The sequence below is a fragment of the Paracoccus broussonetiae genome, assembly GCF_031854425.1.
In the GTDB taxonomy this organism is placed as follows: Bacteria; Pseudomonadota; Alphaproteobacteria; order Rhodobacterales; family Rhodobacteraceae; genus Paracoccus; species Paracoccus broussonetiae.
The window spans coordinates 121482-141257 of the sequence record NZ_JAVRQI010000003.1; the positions used below are offsets into that span (position 1 = coordinate 121482).

At 61.7% G+C, this 19776-nt stretch carries 24 protein-coding genes; 19 read left to right on the forward strand and 5 right to left on the reverse strand.

Annotation, left to right across the window (positions count from 1 at the left end; genetic code table 11):
* Positions 1–63: 63 nt before the first annotated feature.
* The 4 genes from RM190_RS04820 to RM190_RS04835 form a co-directional block, all read right to left on the reverse strand.
* Positions 64–279 (reverse strand): hypothetical protein, encoded by a 216-nt coding sequence (locus tag RM190_RS04820; protein WP_311758273.1) that lies wholly within the window; start codon positions 277–279, stop codon positions 64–66.
* Positions 272–472, reverse strand: a complete 201-nt coding sequence (locus tag RM190_RS04825) for a hypothetical protein (protein WP_311758274.1) — start codon at positions 470–472, stop codon at positions 272–274. The genes RM190_RS04820 and RM190_RS04825 overlap by 8 nt, the downstream gene beginning before the upstream one ends.
* 19 nt (positions 473–491) lie before the next feature.
* On the reverse strand, positions 492–707 hold the full coding sequence (locus RM190_RS04830) for a hypothetical protein (RefSeq protein ID WP_311758275.1): 216 nt from the start codon (positions 705–707) through the stop codon (positions 492–494).
* Positions 708–945: 238 nt separating this feature from the next.
* Positions 946–1311 (reverse strand): hypothetical protein, encoded by a 366-nt coding sequence (locus tag RM190_RS04835; protein WP_311758276.1) that lies wholly within the window; start codon positions 1309–1311, stop codon positions 946–948.
* Positions 1312–1383: 72 nt separating this feature from the next.
* Here RM190_RS04835 and RM190_RS04840 point away from each other — a divergent pair, with 72 nt between their 5' ends.
* The 19 genes from RM190_RS04840 to RM190_RS04930 all read left to right on the forward strand — a co-directional run bounded on the left by RM190_RS04840 (position 1384) and on the right by RM190_RS04930 (position 19491).
* Positions 1384–1602 (forward strand): hypothetical protein, encoded by a 219-nt coding sequence (locus tag RM190_RS04840; protein WP_311758277.1) that lies wholly within the window; start codon positions 1384–1386, stop codon positions 1600–1602.
* Between the two features lie 77 nt (positions 1603–1679).
* Entirely contained in the window at positions 1680–1907 is a 228-nt protein-coding gene (locus RM190_RS04845) for a hypothetical protein (protein WP_311758278.1), read from the forward strand.
* Positions 1904–2062, forward strand: coding sequence for a hypothetical protein (locus tag RM190_RS04850; RefSeq protein ID WP_311758279.1), 159 nt, complete (start codon positions 1904–1906; stop codon positions 2060–2062). The genes RM190_RS04845 and RM190_RS04850 overlap by 4 nt, the downstream gene beginning before the upstream one ends.
* On the forward strand, positions 2059–2508 hold the full coding sequence (locus tag RM190_RS04855) for a hypothetical protein (protein ID WP_311758280.1): 450 nt from the start codon (positions 2059–2061) through the stop codon (positions 2506–2508). The genes RM190_RS04850 and RM190_RS04855 overlap by 4 nt, the downstream gene beginning before the upstream one ends.
* Positions 2505–3257 (forward strand): PD-(D/E)XK nuclease family protein, encoded by a 753-nt coding sequence (locus RM190_RS04860; protein WP_311758281.1) that lies wholly within the window; start codon positions 2505–2507, stop codon positions 3255–3257. Before RM190_RS04855 ends, RM190_RS04860 begins: the two co-directional genes overlap by 4 nt.
* A 68-nt stretch (positions 3258–3325) precedes the next feature.
* On the forward strand, positions 3326–3928 hold the full coding sequence (locus RM190_RS04865; RefSeq protein ID WP_311758282.1) for a hypothetical protein: 603 nt from the start codon (positions 3326–3328) through the stop codon (positions 3926–3928).
* A gap of 207 nt (positions 3929–4135) precedes the next feature.
* Positions 4136–6196: an AAA family ATPase gene (locus tag RM190_RS04870; RefSeq protein ID WP_311758283.1), complete on the forward strand. Its 2061-nt coding sequence runs from the start codon at positions 4136–4138 to the stop codon at positions 6194–6196.
* A gap of 362 nt (positions 6197–6558) precedes the next feature.
* The gene (locus RM190_RS04875; protein WP_311758284.1) at positions 6559–7050 is read left to right on the forward strand and encodes a hypothetical protein; all 492 of its coding nucleotides are present in this window, start codon (positions 6559–6561) and stop codon (positions 7048–7050) included.
* 37 nt (positions 7051–7087) lie between these two features.
* On the forward strand, positions 7088–8527 hold the full coding sequence (locus RM190_RS04880; RefSeq protein WP_311758285.1) for a DNA cytosine methyltransferase: 1440 nt from the start codon (positions 7088–7090) through the stop codon (positions 8525–8527).
* Complete coding sequence (locus tag RM190_RS04885; protein ID WP_311758286.1) at positions 8524–8907, forward strand: hypothetical protein; 384 nt, start codon at positions 8524–8526, stop codon at positions 8905–8907. The genes RM190_RS04880 and RM190_RS04885 overlap by 4 nt, the downstream gene beginning before the upstream one ends.
* Before the next feature lie 275 nt (positions 8908–9182).
* On the forward strand, positions 9183–9821 hold the full coding sequence (locus RM190_RS04890) for a hypothetical protein (RefSeq protein WP_311758287.1): 639 nt from the start codon (positions 9183–9185) through the stop codon (positions 9819–9821).
* Positions 9818–10393, forward strand: coding sequence for a GIY-YIG nuclease family protein (locus RM190_RS04895; protein ID WP_311758288.1), 576 nt, complete (start codon positions 9818–9820; stop codon positions 10391–10393). Before RM190_RS04890 ends, RM190_RS04895 begins: the two co-directional genes overlap by 4 nt.
* Positions 10394–10883: 490 nt before the next feature.
* The gene (locus tag RM190_RS04900) at positions 10884–11228 is read left to right on the forward strand and encodes a hypothetical protein (protein WP_311758289.1); all 345 of its coding nucleotides are present in this window, start codon (positions 10884–10886) and stop codon (positions 11226–11228) included.
* A complete protein-coding gene (locus tag RM190_RS04905) occupies positions 11197–12495 on the forward strand; it encodes a phage terminase large subunit family protein (protein ID WP_311758290.1) in 1299 nt (432 codons plus the stop codon). Before RM190_RS04900 ends, RM190_RS04905 begins: the two co-directional genes overlap by 32 nt.
* The gene (locus tag RM190_RS04910) at positions 12495–14336 is read left to right on the forward strand and encodes a portal protein (RefSeq protein WP_311758291.1); all 1842 of its coding nucleotides are present in this window, start codon (positions 12495–12497) and stop codon (positions 14334–14336) included. The genes RM190_RS04905 and RM190_RS04910 overlap by 1 nt, the downstream gene beginning before the upstream one ends.
* A 93-nt stretch (positions 14337–14429) precedes the next feature.
* On the forward strand, positions 14430–15152 hold the full coding sequence (locus RM190_RS04915; protein WP_311758292.1) for a hypothetical protein: 723 nt from the start codon (positions 14430–14432) through the stop codon (positions 15150–15152).
* Between the two features lie 25 nt (positions 15153–15177).
* A complete protein-coding gene (locus RM190_RS04920) occupies positions 15178–16254 on the forward strand; it encodes a phage capsid family protein (protein WP_311758293.1) in 1077 nt (358 codons plus the stop codon).
* A 53-nt stretch (positions 16255–16307) separates the two neighbouring features.
* Positions 16308–16721, forward strand: a complete 414-nt coding sequence (locus tag RM190_RS04925; protein WP_311758294.1) for a hypothetical protein — start codon at positions 16308–16310, stop codon at positions 16719–16721.
* 1 nt (position 16722) lies between these two features.
* Positions 16723–19491, forward strand: coding sequence for an SGNH/GDSL hydrolase family protein (locus RM190_RS04930; protein ID WP_311758295.1), 2769 nt, complete (start codon positions 16723–16725; stop codon positions 19489–19491).
* Here RM190_RS04930 and RM190_RS04935 read toward each other — a convergent pair.
* Positions 19488–19751 carry a hypothetical protein gene (locus RM190_RS04935; RefSeq protein WP_311758296.1) on the reverse strand — a complete coding sequence of 88 codons (264 nt, stop codon included), beginning with the start codon at positions 19749–19751 and terminating at the stop codon, positions 19488–19490. The two genes, RM190_RS04930 and RM190_RS04935, sit on opposite strands and share 4 nt — an antisense overlap.
* Positions 19752–19776 lie beyond the last annotated feature (25 nt).

Below are 19776 nucleotides of genomic sequence, written 5' to 3' on the forward strand. Positions count from 1 at the left end.
GATAGGGGGGCTAATGAAAAGCCCCGCCGAAGCGGGGCTTGGCGGGGCTGGTCTGGTCGTTATCTAGTGCGCGCCAGAATGCCTGTTCATCAGACGAGCGGCAGCGGCTGTCAGCAAGAACACAATCATCGACAGCACGATCATTGCTGCGGATAGCATCTCAGCGAACGGGGTCTCAGCAAGCCAAGCCAGGATGACCCCCAACGCGAGAAGTCCCATCGGCAGCACCACTCCAATCAGAAAGCAGAGGGCGCACACAGCCTTTTCAGTGCTATTCATCTTCACCTCCTGCGCAGAACATCTCGTAAGCCCACCATCCGGCGATGATCGGGCCACCTATAAGCCATGCGCCTAGCGGCAGAAAGGTCAACTTCTTTTCGATCACTTCTGCTGCTGATAGTAAACTTAGGAACACGCCACCGGAAACGCCAGCGACCTTGAGAAAACATTTCTTGATCTTCTGTCTGTCCAACGGCGGTTTCACCCCTTACTCACTCCCAATCCCTCAACATATCCGCCCAATCATTCAGCATTCGCCCCGCGCCGAAGTCCCCTTGACGGTCCCGCTCGTCCGCTGCCATCAGCAGGAAGCCCGGCAAATCCTCCATCGGAACCGTGCCCTGCGTCTGCGTCTGGAGCCTCAGCAGGCCCAGCACAATCCGCGCCGCGATGGCGATTTGCTCGGCGTCCTCGGTACTCCGATCCACTGCCTATCCTTTCAGCCATGTTCCCGCAAACCGTGTAAAATGCCCTGCAACAACATCTTGACGTTGCGTCACCCCATCGTGGTTAACGAGAACGAGTCGTGAACATGTGGTGCTGGACACTTGGGCAGATATTTGCCTAGCGTGGGAAAACACACCGGGGGGAGTGAGATGGATGCGAACAACGGGGAAGACCCATGGGATGAGGACTTGCAGGAGGTGGCGCGGCTGTTATCGCGCATCACTTGTCTTCCGGGCGGAAAAGATCGCGCTGCCGCCTTACAATGTCTGCTATCGTCCGCTGCTCTGCTTCGTTTAGCCCGTCCAGGTTCTCCGTTATGGCCTTCACTACTGGAGGTAGCGGAGGCTGCGGATCGTCGGTCTCGACAATCGGTTCCGGGCCCAGATCCCCATACAACAGCCATTCCCGACGAACATTGAAGACTTTGCCATAGTGGGCTGCCTCTTCCGGTCCGAAACCTCGATGGCCGTTCTCGTGGGCTGAATAAGTGCCATAGGGAACGGCCGCGCGGGTCGCTCCGGCTGTCGCCGTCTTATAGCCAGCGCGGAGGCGGGCTTCCTTGAGTCTGCTGTGTGGCGTCTGCATGCCTTCTTCTTAGCGAATAAAATTATGCATTGGGCATTGACGTGCGAAAATGCATAACGCATAAATATATGCATGGAGCATATCTCGCACATCTGGCCGACCCTTGCGGAACTGGCCGAAGATCTCGGCAAACCGTATCCGACCGTGGCCGCGTGGAAGCACCGCGGACGCATCCCGTCCGACTATGATTTCGACCTGATCGCTGCCGCGGAACGTCGCGGCAAGATGCTGACTCTTGAGGAACTGGCGGCCGCTCGTCGGTCGCCGAAGGCGGCAGAGGGCGCAGCATGAACATTCACGCCGCGCCCCCTCGCCAAACTGTTGGTCGTTCCTTCGCACAAGGACACACCAACACAGGATCAACTCAAATGTCTTTGCCCAAAGTTTTTGAACCGCGCACCTTTCGTGCCCGGTTCGCCACCTTCTGGTCGGACTTCATCCGCGCCAACTATCGCAATCCCGAGGAAGTCTCGGTTGCGTTCGGCGTGACATTCCAGACCGCGCTGAACTGGTGGAACGGAGCCAACCGCCCATCTGGCGATGTGGTCGCACTCGCGGGCCGCCGCTTCATGGATTTCATGGAGGGCAGGGGATGATCCTGGCCCTCTCGATGATCAAGACCCTCGTAACCGGGGTGATCATGTTCTGCGTGGGGCTGGCATTCCTGCCCCACTTCACCGCTACGCGCCTGACCTCGCTCCAAAAGTTTTTGAATGACGAGATCGAGCGCCGCCAGAGGGACGCGGCATGAACCTCCTTGGCATCGATCCCGGCCGCAAGGGCGCTCTGGCCATTCTGGACAGCGACACGCTGCAAGTCGTCACCCACGACATGCCAGCCAGCACCCCGGAACTGCACGACCTGATCGCGGCGCTCCCAGAGGTTCGCGTCTGCATTCTCGAACAGATCTACGCCGGGCCGCAGATGTCGCGCACCTCGGTCGGTGCGATGTTCGAGAGCTTCGGTGTGCTGAAAGGCGCGCTGACATGGCGATCGATCCCGGTGCAGACCGTGCGGCCAAATATCTGGAAAGCCGCGCTGAACGTGCCGGCTGACAAGAACGCCGCGCGCCGTCGCGCCTCCGAGTTTTTTCCCGACTGCGCGGACCAGTGGAAGCTGGCCAAGTTCGACGGCCGGGCCGAAGCCGCAATGCTCGCCTGGTATGGCCTGAGCTTCGCCAAGAGGGCGGCGGCATGAACGGCTTTGAACGGTTCGAAATCGATCACCTTTCCGCGTCGTCCATCAACCTGTGGATCAATGCGCCGGATGTCTGGGTCGCCAAGTATCTGCTGAAGAAGTCGACGCCCATGGGTCCGGCACCGGCGAGAGGTCAGGCCGTCGAGACCGCGGTAGTCTCGGTCCTGCTTGGTGAAACCGTCGACGCCTCGGTTAAGAACGCCGAACGGCAGTTCGACCGGCGCTGGCTAATCGGCACCGAGGAAAGCACAAAGGAGCGGGCGCTGATCCGCCCCATGACTGAGATTGCGATCGGAGAGCTTCAACAGTTCGGGAAGCCGGAATTCGAGGCCGGGATCGACCAAGAGAAGATCAGCATCAACGCGAACTTTGGCGATTGGTCTATCCCGATTTGGGGATTCCTCGATCTGGTCTATCCCCAGCACGGGCTGGTGGTCGACCTCAAGACCACCTCGCGCATCCCCTCGTCAATGTCCGTCGACCATCAGTTGCAGCGCGCGATCTATCACCGCGCGAAGGGCAATCACGCCGTCCGCTTCCTCTACGTCTCCAGCAAGAAGGCGACGTGGCTGGAGGACGGAGATCCGGTCGACGTGCTGGCGCGCGCAAAAACCCACATCGCGCGGCTCGAAGCATTCCTTCGCACCTGCCCAGACGCCGAAACGGCGCGGCAGATCATCCCCGTGAATGGGGCGTCTTTCTACTGGCGCGGCGCAGAGCCGCTGCTGTCGGAAATCTACGGCCTCTGAGCCGTGATCCGTGCCGGGCGGTTCCCGGCATTCCAAGGCCCGGAAGGGCATAACGACAAGGCAACAAGATGAACGCATTTTCCTCATTCGACGCTGGCGCAACCTCCCAAGGTCCGTGGATCAACTGGGGCGCCCAAAAAGAGAAATTCACGATCCGCGACAGTGCGGGGACCGTCGACTTCAAAGGTTTCGCCGATAATGGCGTGGTCATGGATATCGACAACATGCAGACCGGGTGGTGCTTCATCTCCGGCCTGCCGGGGCAGGCGGCGCAGTGGGTGATGAACCCCAGCCTCTCGCAATTCGTGGCGAAGCCAGGTGAAGAATACAAGAAGGGCTTCAAGATCCGCTGCGCAGTCGGCGGCGGCGCCACGGCGTCGTGGGATCAGTCCGGGGCAGGGGCATGGAATGCTTTCGTCGCTCTGGTCCCGGCGCTGCAACAGCAGCCCGCCGGGAAACTGCCCTTGGTCCGCATGACCGGGACCAAGAGCGTCAAGTTCCAGCGCGGCAGCACCGTGGAGCCTGTTCTTGAAGTCGTCAAATGGGTCGACCGCCCCGACTGCCTGAAAGAAGGCGCTGCCGCTGGCATCGCTGTCGAAACGGCGCAGGAACAGCAGCAGTCGGTTCAAGCTGCTGCGTCGGCGTCGGCGCCCTCGGATGCCGAGTTCTGACATGGAGGTCGACCTGATCCGCTTGGACGGGTCGACCCCCGCCCTGCGCCCTTGCCGCAGGTGCGGAGGTGACATGGGCGTCCTGACCCCGCCCAAGGGGCCGCACAACAACGGTGTCCGCTGTGCCAGTTGCAGCCGCCACCTCGGCTGGATTCCGAAGCCGACAGAAGACCTTTCCCTGATTGAAGACTAATCCCAGGAGCCGTGATGGTGCCCGAAGTAAATCTACAGGCAGATAAGCAAACCATCACGGCCTTCCTGTCGGAGATCACGAGCGGCTGGGACGAACTCCCCGAGCCGGCCGTTCTTGAGCTTCGATGCCTGTTCCCCGAAAAAACGCCGCAGATCGCGCGTTTCAACCCGACGTCGAGCGGAATGGCCGATCTCGCGGAGCACGCCGCCGAGATGAACAAATATGGGCTGAACTGCTACATCGTCGTGAACCCAGTTCGCGCGGGGGCGGAAAACCGGTCCGCCAAAGACGAAGATATCGTTGCCTCTCATTACTTCTGGGCTGACGGCGACGACGAAGAAGCCGCCAATTCGATCCGCAACTTCGCCGGCCCGAAATACACCATGGCGGTTATGACAGGTCGCGTCCCGTCGCCGCGACCTCACATCTACTGGCGAACTGAAGATTGGGTCATGAATTTGGCTGCATGGACCGGCATCCAGAAAGCCATCGCTGCGCGCCTGTCGACCGACCCGACAGTGGTCAACCCCTCGCGCATCATGCGCCTGCCCGGCACGATCAACTGGCCAACCGATAAGAAGGCAGCCAAAGGGCGCGTGCCCGAATTGGCTACGATGCGCACGGAATACGAAGACGACCGAGATCCAGTTAGCTTCGAACAGATGCTGCGTGCCTTTGGCCCCGGCCCCTCGCTTTCCCAGCTGGCGCAACAAGCGTCCGGCCTGCACATCGACACAGGCCCTCAGGCCATGGACCGTGAAGCGGCGCGCATTCGAGCGCTGTCCGGGGATCTGTGGAATATTGAAGTATTCCGTCTCGTCGGCAGCTACGTTCGCGCCGGCTTGCAGGATGGCGAAATCCTCGCTCTCACGGAACGCCTGACCCTGCCGGGATTCACCGTCGACCAGACCCACCGCGAAGTGCAGGGCATGATCGACAGGACACGGGTTAATCCCAAGTTCGAGGGGGCAGGGCAGCGCGATTTCGTTCCGAACTTCGATCATGCCCCTGCGCCGTCAATTGATGCCCCAGCGCCCCACGTCGACCCCTGGCGCATTCAGTCGGCCGCATCCTTCACGGCTGACTTTGTGTCGCCGGAATATATCATCGACGGCATCATCCGACGCGGTTGCCTCTACACCCTCACCGCTCCGACCGGCAGCGGCAAGACTGCGGTGATGCTCTACGCATCTGCCGCTATCTCGATGGGCATGAACTTCGGCGATGCCGAGGTCGAACATGGAGACGTGATATTCCTGGCAGGGGAGAACCCTGACGATGTTCGCGCCCGCGTCATTGCTACGCTGGAGTTTTACGGAATCCAGCCGGACAAGTGCCGCCTGCATTTCATCCCCGGAACATTTTCTATTCGCGCCGATATGGAGCGTCTGCGCGAGGAAGCCGCGAAGCTGAACAATCTCGTCATGGTCGTGATCGACACATTCGCCGCCTACTTCGATGGGGACGACGAGAACAGCAACGCCCAAGCTCTCGACTTCGCCCGCGTGGTCCGAAAAGTCACGCAGTTCCCCGGAAAGCCGGCCGTCGTGATGCCTGCGCACCCTGTCAAGAACGCGGCGCGAGATAACCTCACGCCTAAGGGCGGATCTTCACTGCTGAACGAGGTCGACGGCAACCTGACGCTCTGGAACGATGCAGGGGTCATCAAACTTCACTGGCAGGGGAAGTTCCGCGGCGCAGAGTTCGAGGCCCTACGCTTCGAACTGGAGAAGCGTGAGAGCGATAAGCTGAAGGACGCGAAGGGTCGCAGAATGCCCACCGTCCTTGCCAAGCCGCTCATGGAAATGCGCGCCATTCAGATCGCGCGTGACCAGCTTAGCCGCGAAGATGCCTTCCTGCTTAGTCTGGAGGCGAACCCTGACTACACGGTCCGCGCGCATAGCGATGTGATCGGCGTGCCCTCCATGGGCGCCATGTCACGCCTGATCGACCGGCTGGCAGAGCAGGGCCTGATCAAGAAATTCCGCAACCGCTGGGAACTCACCAAGAAGGGTGAACGCGCCGTCGAAGAGATCGGCGGCGGCAAGCCCCAGCCCGTAGAAACCGAGGAATGAAGCCGTGCTGAACGCCTCAAATCACCCTCAAAAAAGCGGGACAAAAAGCGGGACAAACGCTGTCCCTTGTCCCGCTTTTTGTCCCGCTTGTCCCGCGCTTGTCCCGCTTGGGACAAAAATCTGTAATGGATGGAAATCATTAAATAAAAACCGGGACAAAGCCGGGACAATCACCGGGACAAACCTGACACCTCGGAAGGTGGGACAGATCTTTAGATCTGTCCCCACCGGGACAGGGCGGGACGGGACAGAGCTTCGGGGGTCTTTTCATGGCCTCTGATCCACGCCCACGCCCCCGCCGTCAGAACAAATCCGACCGCTTGCTTTGTCCCGATGCTTCGGCCCTCGAAATCAGGTGCGACATGATGCTGGCCCCCTTCGATCACGCGATGAACGCCTCCGAGGAGAAGTGGGGGGTCAATCGGCTCCCCGAGTTGGTGTCGGTCGACATGGCCGAGAAATGGGGCAGCGCCATGGCGAAGCTGAACGCGGCAATCTCGGAGGGAAACCCCGAAGAGATCAAAGCCCGCGTCGGCGTCTGCATTCGCGGACTGGCCGCTATGGAAGCCGAAGCCATCGCGCACGGGCATAAGCCGAAACCGGCAGAGGTCTGGGAATACGAATATGAAGGACGGGTCTTTGCCGTGATGCGTGAAGGCAAGGATCACAAGACCCTTGGCGATCATTTCAAGGGCCGGCGCATCTACACCATGCGCGAGGTCGCAATCGCGCTGAACCATCTCGACAAGAACTTGTTCGCCGCCGTGAAGGACCAGTTCCCCGATTCCAATCTCGTCGGGATCAAGAAGGCTCCTCCGGTTGAATTTCCCGAATTTGAGGAGGTTCCGTTCTGACCCGCCCCACCACCCACGCCATCCGCAAGGGGGCAGTATGAGATACCTCAGCGTCTGCTCGGGGATCGAAGCGGCAACGCAGGCTTGGCATCCGCTCGGATGGACACCGGTCGCGTTCAGCGAGATCGAGCCGTTCCCCTGCGCCGTTCTCCAGCACCATTACCCGCAAGTCCCGAACTGGGGCGACATGACCAAATTCGAGGAATGGCCAGATGCAGCTATCGATGTTCTCTGCGGCGGAACCCCCTGCCAGGATTACTCCGTCGCCGGACAGCGCCTCGGAATGGCTGGTGCAAGAGGGCAACTCACCCTCACATTTGTTGAAATCGCTGCACGCTATCGGCCCGACTGGCTGGTTTGGGAGAACGTCCCCGGCGTCCTGTCCAGCAACGGCGGACGAGACTTTGCGCGCTTTCTGGGCGACCTCTCGGGAACGGTCATCGAAGTCCCTGCCGGCGGATGGTCGAACAGCGGGATCATCGCTGGGATCGGTGACGCCTACGGGATCGCCTACCGGGTGCTTGACGCTCAGCACACCAGAACACGCCGCTTCCCGTTCGCTGTCCCACAACGGCGCCGTCGTGTGTGGGTTGTCGGATATCTTGGAGACTGGAGACGTGCCGCCGCGGTTTTTTTTGACCGCGAGAGCCTGTCAGGGCATCCTGCGCCGCGCCGAGAAGCGGGGAAAATCGCTCCCACTATCCCTGCGCGCAGCCTTGGAGGCGGCGGCCTCGGAACCGATTTCGACTGTGACGGCGGGCTGATTTCCGCCTGGCCCGCCACAGTCGCGCCGACGCTGGACAGCCATTTTGGCGACAAGATGGGCTTGGAGAACCAGCACATCAACGGCGGCTGCGGACTTTTCGTTGCCCATACTCTGCGCGGCGACGGTTTCGATGCCAGCGAGGATGGAACGGGGCGCGGGACGCCAATCGTTCCGGTGGCGATCCAAGAATCGGCCAGCCGCGAAAACCCCAACGCAGGCCCGGGCGGCGCCGGGTTCAAGCAGGATGGGTCAAGCTACACGTTGGAAGCGCAGGCGGTTCCGCAGGCGGTGGCGTTCGATTGCAAGGGCACGCAGGTCCAATTCGCCGATGACGGATCGCACCCGACGTTGCGCAGCATGGGCCACAACAACAGCCATCAGAACGGCGGGGGTCATGCGGCTGTGGCGTTTGATCTGGCCCAGATTACCAGCGCCGTAAACCGCAGCATCCCGCAACCAGTTAGCCCGACGATGGCAAAGGCCAGCAACCTGCACGCTTTCACACCGTGGGCAGTTCGCCGACTGACGCCAATTGAATGTGAACGACTGCAAGGCTTTCCCGACGACTTCACCAACATCCCTTGGCGCAACAAACCGACTGCCCCCGACGGCCCGCGCTACAAGTCGCTGGGGAATAGCTGGGCGGTCAACTGCGCTGAGTGGATCGGTGAACGGATCGCCATGGTCGCAGCACTGGAGGCCGCAGCATGACCCTCTACGACCCCGACGACTCCCGCCACGACGCTATCACCCCGCAAGAGCGCGCGGCCATATCCGCATGGCTCGCCAGCAACCAGCCGACGATTTGCCCGCCGCGCACCCATGCCAAGCCTGAATGGGAGATGCAGCCCATCGTCTCTGCCGAGACGAGCAACCGCTACATGCGCGCTCGGAAAACCCGCGTCCTGATGGCATCAGCCAAGCGCAAGACCGATGACAGCAAGTCGATTGATCAGCGCATTACGGCGATGCGTGAGGCCGGGCTGTCCATCTCCGCTGTCGCGGCCGCGTTGGGACTGTCCAAGACCGCCGTGGACAAGCGCATTCGCCGCATGGACGGCAGGCCGACAAGGCAGGGGAGGTCCGCATGAACCTCTCCCCACCACCTCTCTGCCAAGACTGCCCTTGGCTCAGCGAAGGCGGATGCACTGCTGCTCGATGCGTGAGGGAGGGGAAGGCACCAACCAGCCCCGCAGCGAGCCAAGGAGGCGGCATTGGCTGATTTTCCAACCCGAGGTAGCCGAGAGGCCAAGAGCGGCCCCACGAAGCAAAAACGGGACGCTGAACGCGAGCAAGCCAAACGCGCCCGGCGTCATGAACGGCGGGACGCGAAACAGAAGATGAAGCAACTGGCGAGGGACACCTGATGGGAACGGCCAAGACCAAGGGCGAATGGCTGCGTATCAAGCGCGCCCGCCAAAGCATCGACCTCGCTCCTACCCCCAAGCGCGAGAAGTCCGGCAGGCCGACACGCAAGGGCCAAGCCAGAACCCCCGATATCGAAACCCTCAAGGCAAGGTGTATCCAGATGGGCAAGAGCATCAACCCCGCCAACCTTCGCGAGATGCGCGCCCCGTGGTGGGGATGCTATGCCGGTCGCGTCATCGGCTCCGAGATCATGTCTGACGACGAGCGCAGAGACCTCTGGACGGCCATCAACCACATGCGCCGGGTGGTTACTGCCCATGACGCCGCATTGGGCCTGCCGCGCCGCCACGCGGTCTGTCTGCGGCTCCTGGCCCCTGTGGACGAGATGACCACCAACGCAGACGCCCCGGCCCCGGACTATCGCACAGACGAGGAAAAACAGCGCAAGGCGACAGCCGAGCTGATGACGATGGAAGGCTGGCTTGGATACACCGACAAGCGGGCAATGGGCGAGGCCAAGCGCGTTATCCTGCGGGATGAGGGATGTGTTGATCCCGAGGGCCTGCTGCTCGCGCTGCGCTGCATCTCGGACGGGATCAAGGGCAGGCGTATGGTCTATCGCGGGCGTGACGCATGATGGAAGGGGCGTGCCGTTATCCTCGGTGTGGCGATAGCCTGAGAGCGCTAGGCCTGTGCGAAAAGCACTACCAGCGATACAAAAGCGTCGAAACATATTTTTCTAAGGCTCAGGCAGACGAAGGAAACCCGGACCCTTACACTTGGCATTGTGTCTATGTGGTTGGCTCTTTGGAGGTCCCGATTCTGAAGGTCGGACGCGCGAAGGAGATATGGAGCCGGGTCAATTACATGCAATGTGGCAATCCGCATCCGATCAGGGTTTTTGGAGCGTTCTTCGGTAAGCCAGCGGCGGTCGTCTCACTGGAATGGGAAGCTCACAAGACGATGACGGATCTCGACCTGCATCACCAAGGAGAATGGTTTCATGTGAGCGGTCGAGATGCCAATGCCGTCATTCAAAAGCTGGCTAAGCAAAGAAACTTGAGAGTTTGCGGGATTGAGGAATACAGAAGGATCATCCGAAACACGGGATGGAGCATTCACAAAGAGCCAGGGTGGGACGAGAAGTTAGAGCGCGCATGGCTGTCCTATGAGGGGACGGTTATTGCAGAAGGCATTGACGTTGGGTGATTTCCAATTTACACATATGTAAGATCGCGAGATGGTGTGCCCGGCAGATGCTGGGCATTTCGATTCCGGGCTTTGGTGGGTTGCCGCAGGAACTAACAGGCCGCTGAACGAGGCCATTCCGGCGACAGCGATGCGGTGCGTCCTTTACACGGCAATCCACCTGAGCTCGGCGGGTATCGCAGCCCGTAAGGAAGAACCCGTGGCCTAAACGTGCGAAGGGCAAGCGGGTAGACGGATAATGATTGGGCAAAGCGCCCACCGTCCATGTGGACCGTTTAGCTATCCCGCGCTCACCTTGTCTCTGGCTCTGTGCGGGTTGATCGCCGCAAGCATCCAGATTGGTCTGCGACATGCTCCGCAGACAGCCCCGGCCAGAAATGGACCGGGGTTTCTTCATGCCCTGCCGCGTGCAGCAGCACCACCATCATCAGCACCCCTGAAACACAGGCTGCTGCACACGCTAGGGCGAAATAATCAAGGATTAATCAAGATGACCGCAAAGCATGGCGGCAAGCGCGCAGGTGCCGGTCGTCCTGCTGGCGCAAAAGCCCGCGCGACTATTGAGCACAAGCGCACCCTATCGGAGATGGCGCAGGAGCACACCGAGGACGCCATCAGGACGCTGGCGGAAATCATGAAGGACGATGCAGCCCCGCCGAACGCACGGGTCGCGGCAGTCAACGTGCTGCTTGACCGCGGATACGGCAAGCCGCGCCAGGAAATCGACCACAGCAGCACAGACGGCACGATGACGCCGCTTACTGGCTTCGTGCTTGAGGTGATGGATGAAGCCGACATTCCGGGTGACGAAACCGCAGCGGGACTTCCTAACTAGCCCCGCGATCTTCCGGGCATTCGTTGCTGGCTTTGGCGCAGGAAAGACCGAGACGCTTGCCATTCAGGCCATCATGGACGCGTGCCACGGCTCGGACGCGCTGATCGGGGTCTACGCACCGACCTATGACCTTGTGCGCATGGTCGCGGCAATGCGGATCGAGTTGAAGCTGTCCGAGCTTGGCATTCGCGGGAAGTGGCACGGGCAGGACAAGGCGATCTACACCAGCCATCCAGGCATTGGCGATTTCATATTCCGCACGCTGGACGAGCCGGCCCGCATCGTCGGGTTTGAGACCTTCTCGGCGCATCTGGACGAATTGGACACGCTCAAGACCGAACACGCGCGGGAAGCGTGGAACAAGGTGCTTGGCCGGAATCGTCAGCGCATCAAGGCGCCATTCGCCCGCATCAACAGAGCCTCGGTCTACACGACGCCAGAGGGATTCCGGTTCACCTATGATCGATGGGTGGCAAACAAGACGCCGGACTACGAAATCATCCGCGCCAGCACCTACAGCAACACGGTGCTGATGCGCGACAACCCCGATTATGTGCGCCAGCTTCGGGACAGCTACCCGGCGCAACTGATCGACGCCTATATCGATGGGCAGTTCGTCAACCTCACAAGCGGCTCGGTCTACAGCAGCTACGACCGCATCCGGTGCGAATCCAACGAGACGATCCGCGAGGGCGAGCAGCTTTACATCGGTCAGGACTTCAACGTCGGGCAGATGGCGAGCGTCATCATGGTGCGCCGCGTGGACGGCTACCACGCCGTTGAGGAACTGATGGGCGTGCTGGATACTCCGGCGCTGATCGACGCTCTGCACAACCGCTACAGCGGCCATGCCATACGGATTTACCCTGACGCCTCGGGCAAGAGCCGCAAGACCGTCGATGCGAGCCGGTCGGATCTGATCTTGCTCAAGGATGCAGGCTTCAAGGTCGTGGTGGATGCCAGCAACCCCGCGGTGCGTGACCGCATCGTCAGCGTCAACAATGGCTTTTCGCAAGGGCGGCTTTGGGTGAACTCGCGGGCCTGCCCGACGCTGGCCGCCGCGCTGGAACAGCAGGCTTATGCGACCAACGGCGAACCAGACAAAGAGGGCGGTTTTGACCACCCGAACGACGCCATAGGCTACGCCGTCGTCAAGGAAATGCCGGTGCGCAAGCCGATGCGCCGTCCCGATACCGTCCAGCAGCCTTCCCGCCCACCAGACTACAGGCCGCAGCGCGTGCAGGCCGATGATGATTGGATGCTGTGATGTATGACCTCGCCACGCTGAAAAACATGGTCACGCGCGCAACCGACATGACGGAGCAGGACCGCCAGAAGTCCGAGAAGGCGCGGGACTATTACAGCGGCGACCAAATCAGCCCCGCTCGCATGGCTGAGATGAAAAAGCGGAAGATGCCCCCCATCGTCAACAACCTTATCGTGCGCAAGGTTGACGCGATGGTCGGCATTGAGCAGCAGCGCCGCACCGATCCGCGCGCGTTCCCCCGCACGCCGATGGACGAACAATCCGCGGATGTGGCAACCAAATCGCTGGTCTATGTCGATGACACGACCAGGTTTGACGCCAAGCGGTCGGGCGCATTCGAGAACCTGCTGGTGGAGGGATACGGCGGCGTTGAGGTCGTCGTGGAGGAAAAGCGCGGGCAGTTCGATGTGGTCGTCAACCGGCTGCGCTGGGAAGACATCTTCTATGACCCGTATTCGCGGGAGAAGGACTTCTCGGACGCCACATTCCTCGGCGTGATGCGCTGGCAGACGCTCGACCAGGCCGAAGAGCTTTACGGTCCGACCTATGAAGGCGAAGGCACGCTGGATGACGTGCTGCAAGCCACGATGGACAGCGTGCCGCAAAGCTACAACGACCGGCCCGACGACAAGGCGGGCTTCTCATGGGCTGACCCCAAGCAGAAGCGCGTCCGAGTGGCGCAGATGTATTACCAGCAGAAGGGCGTCTGGTATCTGTCGATCTTCACCGGCGGGGGCATCCTCTACGAAGGCGAAAGCCCGTATCTGGACGAGGACGGCAAGCCCGAATGCCCAATCATCTTGATGACGGCATATGTGGACCGCGAGAACCGCCGCTTTGGCATCGTGGAAAGCCTTATCCCGATGCAGGACGAGGTGAACGCACGTCGTCAGCGGCTGCTGCAACTGGCCCTTACCCGGCAGGCGACGGTCGTGAAGGGTGCGACGGACGCCAGCATTCTCAAGCGGCAACTGGCTGACCCTGATGCGGTGATCGAGATTGATCCGGACATGATCGAGGGCGCCGCCCAAGTGGGTGCCAAGCCGTTCGAAATCATCCCGCAGATGGACCAGGTGCAGGCGCAGTTTCAACTGCTGCAAGAGAGCAAGGAAAGCATCGATAAGCTCGGGCCGAACGCTGCGCTTCTGGGCCAGCTTGGGGGCCAGCAATCGGGCCGGGCCATCATGGCGCAGCAGAATGCGGGCATGGCCGAGCTTGCGCCGATCTACGACAGCCTGCGCGACTGGACGCTGCGTTGCTACCGGGCGATGTGGGCGCGGATCAAGCAGTTCTGGACCGAGGAACGCTATGTCCGGGTCACGGATGAGCTTGAGGCCCCGCAGTTCGTCGGGCTGAACGTCAATCGCGGCTGGGGGCTGGATCCAAACACGCTGCAACTCATGCCGCAGATCGAGAACAATGTGGGCACTATCGACGTGGACATCATCATCGATGACGCGCCGGACATGGTGACGCTGCAACAGGAGCAATTCGACCAACTGGCGAAGATGGCAAGCTCCGGTGTCCCGATTCCGCCGGAAGTGCTGATCGAGGCGAGCAGCCTGCGCGACAAGAAGCGGCTGATCGACCTCATGGAGCAAGCCAAGCAGGAGGCCATGCAGGCGCAGGCCGGGCAGGTGCAGGCGCAGCAGCAGGCCGAACAGCAGAAATACCAGAACGACACGCTCGACACGCAGTCGCAAGCAGCCGTTCGCGGGGCGCAGGCGCGGAAATACGACGCCGACGCCGCCAAGACGCAATTCGAGATACGGCAGGCACAAACCAGCACGGCCATAGCCGCTGCAATGGGTGTCATGCCGCAAACCGCCGCCGGGTTGTAACGGGCGATCACGCCATGACAGCGGGCGCAACGCTGTCTCCGACGCCGGGGATACGGGCGGTTTCGTGACCATCAGCGACAATGAGGACGCAACATGTCGGACGACGTGCTGAATATCTTTGACGAAAAGGAGCCGGTTCAACCGGAGGTAGGCGAAAAGCCGGTGGTGGAAGCCCCCGCGCCGGAAGCCGCACAACCGGAGGCCGAGGCCAAGGGCGAAGAACAGGATGCGCCGCCTGCATCCGAAGCCAAGGAAGAACAGCGCCACGTCCCTTATGAGGCGTTGCGGGATGAGCGGACCAAGCGGCAGACGCTTGAACGCGAGATTGCCGAGCTTCGGCAGTGGCAGCAGCAGCAACAGGCGCAGCAGCGTCAGGCGCGGCTGGAGTCCATCACCGATCCTGACGAGCGGCTGCACGCCGTCCAGCAGGAAGCGGCACAGGCAATCATTCAGACGCGACTGGACATGTCCAGAGAGGCGGCTGAACGGCAACACGGCGCAGAATTCGTGAGCGAGGTCGTGGAGTTCTTTAACGACCCGCAGCACGCGCCGATGAGCCATCAGTTCATGCGGACGAAGGACCCATTCGGGGCGGCGGTCGAATATTACAACGCGGCAAAGACGCTGCGCGAAATCGGCCCGGATCCGAAAGCCTACGAGACGCGACTGCGCGAGCAGATCAAGGCCGAGCTTATGGCCGAACTCACCCCCACGAAACCGAAAGCACCCCCGCGCAGCCTGTCGTCAGGACCGGCGGCGGGTGGGGATCGTCAAGCAAACCCCGGCTCGGGATTCGATGAGCTTTTTCCGACCTGAGCCAAGAGCCTGAAAGGGCAATCCAATGGCTGATACCGCACTCGCCACTGCACTCCAGGTGCAAAAGTGGCTCAAGAACTACTACGCCGAATATGTCCGCTCGTCGGGCTTCCTTGGCTCGATGGGCACCGGCACCAACTCGATCATTCAGGTCAAGCGCGACCTGACCGATGCGGGCAAATCGGTGAACATTCCGCTGATCACCCGCCTGAAAGGCGCGGGCGTCGTCGGGAAGAACCAGCTGGCCGGCAACGAAGAAGCCCTCGGCAACTTCAACCAGAACATCGCCGTGGATTTCCTGCGCCATGCCGTCGTCATCGACAAGGTTGACGAGCAGTGGACGGAAATCGACCTGCTGGGCGCCGCCAAGGATGCGCTGACCACCTGGGCCGCCGACAAGCTGCGTGACGCGATCATTGCGGCGCTCGGTTCCATCGATGGCGTCGTTTACGGCACCGCGAACGCCACCCAGAAGAACGCATGGACCACGAACAACGTGGATCGCGTGCTGTTCGGCAATGCGGTGGGCAACTACAACGCCACCCACGCGACGGCGCTGAACAACGTGCTGGGCACCATGAAGATGACGGCCTCGGTCGTGTCGCTGATGAAGCGCATCGCCAAGACCGCAGACCCGCACATCCGCCCGACGCGGGTGAACAACCAGATGAACCGTGAATATTTCCAGATGTTCTGCGGGTCGATGACCTTCCGGGATCTGAAAAACGACACGGTGATGCAGAACGCCAACCGCGAAGCCCGCCCGCGCGACGTGGAAGCCAACCCGATCTTCCAGGACGGCGACCTGATCTATGACGGCGTGATCATCCGGGAAATCCCCGAAATCGCTGGCTTCAACAACACCGCTGGCACGGTCGTGCGCATCGAGCCGGTCTATCTGTGCGGTGCGCAGGCTGTCGGCCTCGTCTGGGGCCAAGAGCCGAAGACCATCAAGGACGACTTCGACTATGGCCGCCGCAAGGGCATCGGCACCGAGGAAGTTCGGGGCGTGGACAAGCTGCGCTTCGGCACTGGCTCGGCTGGCGCGCTGAAAGATCATGGCGTCGTGACCGGCTTCATGGCCGCTCCGCTGGACGCCTGACGCTTTGGTGTGGGGCGGTTCGCCGCCCCCATCCCAAGCGCCAGAGGTGATGCATGGAATACACACGCGAGGAAACCGCGCAGCGTGCTTTGCGTCTGATCGGCGTGGTTGCGGCTGACGAACCGCCGACTGCCGACGAGATGGCGGCCGCTTTGGTGGTGCTGGACAGCATCTGGGCCGAGGCGATGGATGAAGCCCGCGCCGATTGGGACATTGCCACGGGCATTCCGTCGGATGGGTTCGTTCCGCTTGCGCAGATGCTCGGGGCGGAACTGGCCGGTGAATATGCCGTGCAATCCCCGATGTCGCGGGCGCGGGCCAAGCTGCGGCTGATGGCTGTGATCCGGCGCACGCAGCAAGGAGCCTGCTGCGCCCACGAAGACTACGGCATGTGCCTCGATGGCCCGCAGCCAACCCCCGTGACGCATGGCGTCTGGGACGACAACGCGAACTGGTCCGAGGACTGACATGCCGACATTCCCCGACGACACGCCGCTTTCGCAGGTGCGGCAACTGCTGAACCTGACCGGCCTTCGCCAGAACGGGTTCGTCAACCAGCGCCCGCCGATCAACACCGATGATTTGCGCTATGGCTGGGAAGTCGGGTCGCGCTGGCTCTACGACAACATGGAGTGGGTCTGTCTCGGCAATGACGAGAGCGCCGCCGTCTGGCAGATGAACATGACGGGCGAAAGCACCTACGAGGTCTGGCTGGAAACGCACCCCGGCGGGACGAAGGAAGAATACCTCGCGGACATGTCGGTCGATCCATCGCCCGAGATGCAGGCGATGCTGGACGACGCGCAGACAGCGGCGGGCGATGCCCAGGCTGCCGAAGCCTCCGCCTCCGCCTCCGCAGCGCAGGCAGACGCGGCGGCCAGTCAGTCGGCGGGGGTCAACTCCGAGGCCAGCTATGCGCGCGGCACGGGTGGTCTGAACCTGCGCGGCACGCCGCTCGGGGTCGGGGCAATCAGCAAGACGACCGGCGCGGTGCTGACCAACCCAGATTGGCGCTATACCGGCTTCATCCCCCTGCCTGCCAGCCCGCTCATCAGCTTCATTGGCACGGCCCCGGCTGGATCGGATACCTTCGCGACCTTCGTGTTCTTCGATGCCAATTTCGCGGTTGTCGAGCGCGCGAACTCGGTGGGTGAAGCCTTGCTGGATATCTGGGCGACCGAAAGCGCAGCCGCCCGCTATGTCCGCGTGACCATCGCGGCGGCGGATGTGTCCACCTATCAGCTTCGCATCGTCTCTGCGGCTGCTGACCGCACCCCGACGGCGACCGATGCCCTGCGCGCCACGATCACGGTCAACCCGCTCGCTGCGGCTCATCTGGGCGGCTATCTGGGCATTGGCACAGGGGCAATCGTCGCGGCTTCGAACTCATGGGCCTATACCGACATGCTGCCTGTCATGCCGGGTCAGGTGCTGGATTACATCGGCTCGGCCAATACGACCGTCGGCGCGGCGGTAGCGCTTTACGATCCTGCGGGGGTCTACCTTCGCGACATGACCGGCCTTGCGACCAGCGGCGGCGGCGTCATCAAGGTTCAGACCGGGCGCTTTGTCATTCCCGAGGGCGTCGGTTTCATCCGGGCGTCCGCTGCCACGACGCAACCCATGTCGCTGACTTATCGGCGCGGCAAAGAGGGGGTCGAATACGCCGAGGACGTGATCCAGGTGATGGATGACTCCACCGGCCTTGAGCGTTCGCGGCTGCGGCAATCGATCCTCGCGCTGTTGGAATCCTCGGCGCTGCCCGTATCGGTCGTGAGCCAGAACGGCATGGGCGACAGCATTACCGTTGGAGCCAACGCCACCTCCGCGCCAAACCGCTGGCTGAACCGTCTGGCGGCCGCACTGAGTGCCACGCTGACCAATAGCGGGATCGGCGGCACGGTTTTGCAGAGCAGCCCCGGCGTCGGCGGCACGCCCCTGAACAACAACGGGCGCAACCGCTGCATCGATGTGTTCTGCGGCTCGGACAAGACCGAGCTTGCCATCGTGGCCTATGGCTTCAACGATGCCCGCTATGTCGCTTCGCCCGGAACATTCACCGCGGCGCTTTACCAGTCCGATCTGGGCGAGGTTATCACCGGCCTGATGCTGCACGGTTATGCCCGCGACAAGATCCTGATCGTCGGACCCTACTATATCTCGGACACAGGCCTGATTACTGGCAGCGACGGCTTCGCCGGTCAGACCCGTTCCGGCTTTGAGGCATATGTCACGGCGGCGCGCGTGGTCGCGTCTGACTATGGCGTGCTGTATTTCGACGCCTACGCCTACATGGCGGCCAATGGCGGCGCGGCGCTGATCTCGGACGACTTCATTCACCCCACCGACGAGGGGCATCGGGTGATTTTCGAGGGCATCGACACCACCGCTGATTTCGTCAACACCTTCGACGCCCCCAAGATCACCAGTTGGGCGGCCTCGGCTGGCAACCTCGTGCTGACCTATGGCGCGATTGCCGGGGCGACTGGCTATGAGGTTGCGACGGGCCTGATGGGCACCTTTGCCTTTGGCGCGGAAGTCTCAAACGCCGGCACCACCTACAGCGTTGCTGCGCCGGGGTCTGGCGTCTATGCCGCGCGGGTGCGGGCGGTGTTCGGATCGCAGAAAGGGCCGTGGGCTGTGGCACCGAATGGGGCCAGCACCTCGACCGCCTTGCTCGACAACTTCGACAGCACATTCTCCGAACGTCTGACCGTCCATGCACCGACAAGCGGCGGGCTGTGGGTCGAGAATGTGAACTATACCGGCGACAGCCATCTGGTCACGGGCGGCATAGCTTATCCAACGGTCCTTTCGTGCTGCTACATCTGCAAGGGCGCGGCGATGCTGACGGATGGATATGTCGAGGGTGATCTGATCATCACGGGCACGCCTTTGGCCTCGCGGGCAGGGATTGTGTTCAGGGCGTCTGAATCGCTCAACACGATGTACATCTTCCAGTATTCGCAGCCCAACGCGCAGTGGCAGCTTCTTAGCCTCGTGGGCGGAACTTCAACCACGCTTGGGACCGCCGCAGCCTCCCCGGCGGTCGATACGACCTATGTCATGCGCCTTGAAGTGACTGGAACCAGCCTGACCTGCCGCGTGAATGGCGCCATCGTTATCGGCCCGATCACGAACAGCGCAATTGCTGGCGCAGGCTGGGCGGGCATCCGCAACGGTACTGCGTCCACCTCCGTCAATGGCGCCCGCTGGCAGCGGTTCGCGGCCGGTTAATCGGGCGACTTCTTGGGGTCTGGTTCGTCGTCGTTGTGGTCTTCAAATAGAGCCGCAGCGATGTCAGATCTGATGGCTTTCCGCTTCTGCGCCTCCTTTCGGCGTCGGCGCTCGTGCTCACTGACCTCGTTGAGGATGGCATCCTCGTCGTCATCTTCCTGCACAACGAATCCCCACTCGGCAAAAAGTCGCCAACGAATGAGCGTCATATTTCCGTCGTGGTCAAGCAGCCCCTGATCGTCTTCAGCAAGAAGCAGCACCGGCCCACACTCTGCCAAGCCCGGA

What these genes read in the sequence shown, in the direction of transcription:
- RM190_RS04820 (WP_311758273.1), bottom strand. Translation starts at nt 279, where the DNA reads ATGAATAGCACTGAAAAGGCTGTGTGCGCCCTCTGCTTTCTGATTGGA.
- RM190_RS04835 (WP_311758276.1), bottom strand. Translation starts at nt 1,311, where the DNA reads ATGCAGACGCCACACAGCAGACTCAAGGAAGCCCGCCTCCGCGCTGGC.
- RM190_RS04840 (WP_311758277.1), top strand. Translation starts at nt 1,384, where the DNA reads ATGGAGCATATCTCGCACATCTGGCCGACCCTTGCGGAACTGGCCGAA.
- RM190_RS04845 (WP_311758278.1), top strand. Translation starts at nt 1,680, where the DNA reads ATGTCTTTGCCCAAAGTTTTTGAACCGCGCACCTTTCGTGCCCGGTTC.
- RM190_RS04850 (WP_311758279.1), top strand. Translation starts at nt 1,904, where the DNA reads ATGATCCTGGCCCTCTCGATGATCAAGACCCTCGTAACCGGGGTGATC.
- RM190_RS04855 (WP_311758280.1), top strand. Translation starts at nt 2,059, where the DNA reads ATGAACCTCCTTGGCATCGATCCCGGCCGCAAGGGCGCTCTGGCCATT.
- RM190_RS04860 (WP_311758281.1), top strand. Translation starts at nt 2,505, where the DNA reads ATGAACGGCTTTGAACGGTTCGAAATCGATCACCTTTCCGCGTCGTCC.
- RM190_RS04865 (WP_311758282.1), top strand. Translation starts at nt 3,326, where the DNA reads ATGAACGCATTTTCCTCATTCGACGCTGGCGCAACCTCCCAAGGTCCG.
- RM190_RS04870 (WP_311758283.1), top strand. Translation starts at nt 4,136, where the DNA reads ATGGTGCCCGAAGTAAATCTACAGGCAGATAAGCAAACCATCACGGCC.
- RM190_RS04875 (WP_311758284.1), top strand. Translation starts at nt 6,559, where the DNA reads ATGATGCTGGCCCCCTTCGATCACGCGATGAACGCCTCCGAGGAGAAG.
- RM190_RS04880 (WP_311758285.1), top strand. Translation starts at nt 7,088, where the DNA reads ATGAGATACCTCAGCGTCTGCTCGGGGATCGAAGCGGCAACGCAGGCT.
- RM190_RS04885 (WP_311758286.1), top strand. Translation starts at nt 8,524, where the DNA reads ATGACCCTCTACGACCCCGACGACTCCCGCCACGACGCTATCACCCCG.
- RM190_RS04890 (WP_311758287.1), top strand. Translation starts at nt 9,183, where the DNA reads ATGGGAACGGCCAAGACCAAGGGCGAATGGCTGCGTATCAAGCGCGCC.
- RM190_RS04895 (WP_311758288.1), top strand. Translation starts at nt 9,818, where the DNA reads ATGATGGAAGGGGCGTGCCGTTATCCTCGGTGTGGCGATAGCCTGAGA.
- RM190_RS04900 (WP_311758289.1), top strand. Translation starts at nt 10,884, where the DNA reads ATGACCGCAAAGCATGGCGGCAAGCGCGCAGGTGCCGGTCGTCCTGCT.
- RM190_RS04910 (WP_311758291.1), top strand. Translation starts at nt 12,495, where the DNA reads ATGTATGACCTCGCCACGCTGAAAAACATGGTCACGCGCGCAACCGAC.
- RM190_RS04915 (WP_311758292.1), top strand. Translation starts at nt 14,430, where the DNA reads ATGTCGGACGACGTGCTGAATATCTTTGACGAAAAGGAGCCGGTTCAA.
- RM190_RS04920 (WP_311758293.1), top strand. Translation starts at nt 15,178, where the DNA reads ATGGCTGATACCGCACTCGCCACTGCACTCCAGGTGCAAAAGTGGCTC.
- RM190_RS04925 (WP_311758294.1), top strand. Translation starts at nt 16,308, where the DNA reads ATGGAATACACACGCGAGGAAACCGCGCAGCGTGCTTTGCGTCTGATC.
- RM190_RS04930 (WP_311758295.1), top strand. Translation starts at nt 16,723, where the DNA reads ATGCCGACATTCCCCGACGACACGCCGCTTTCGCAGGTGCGGCAACTG.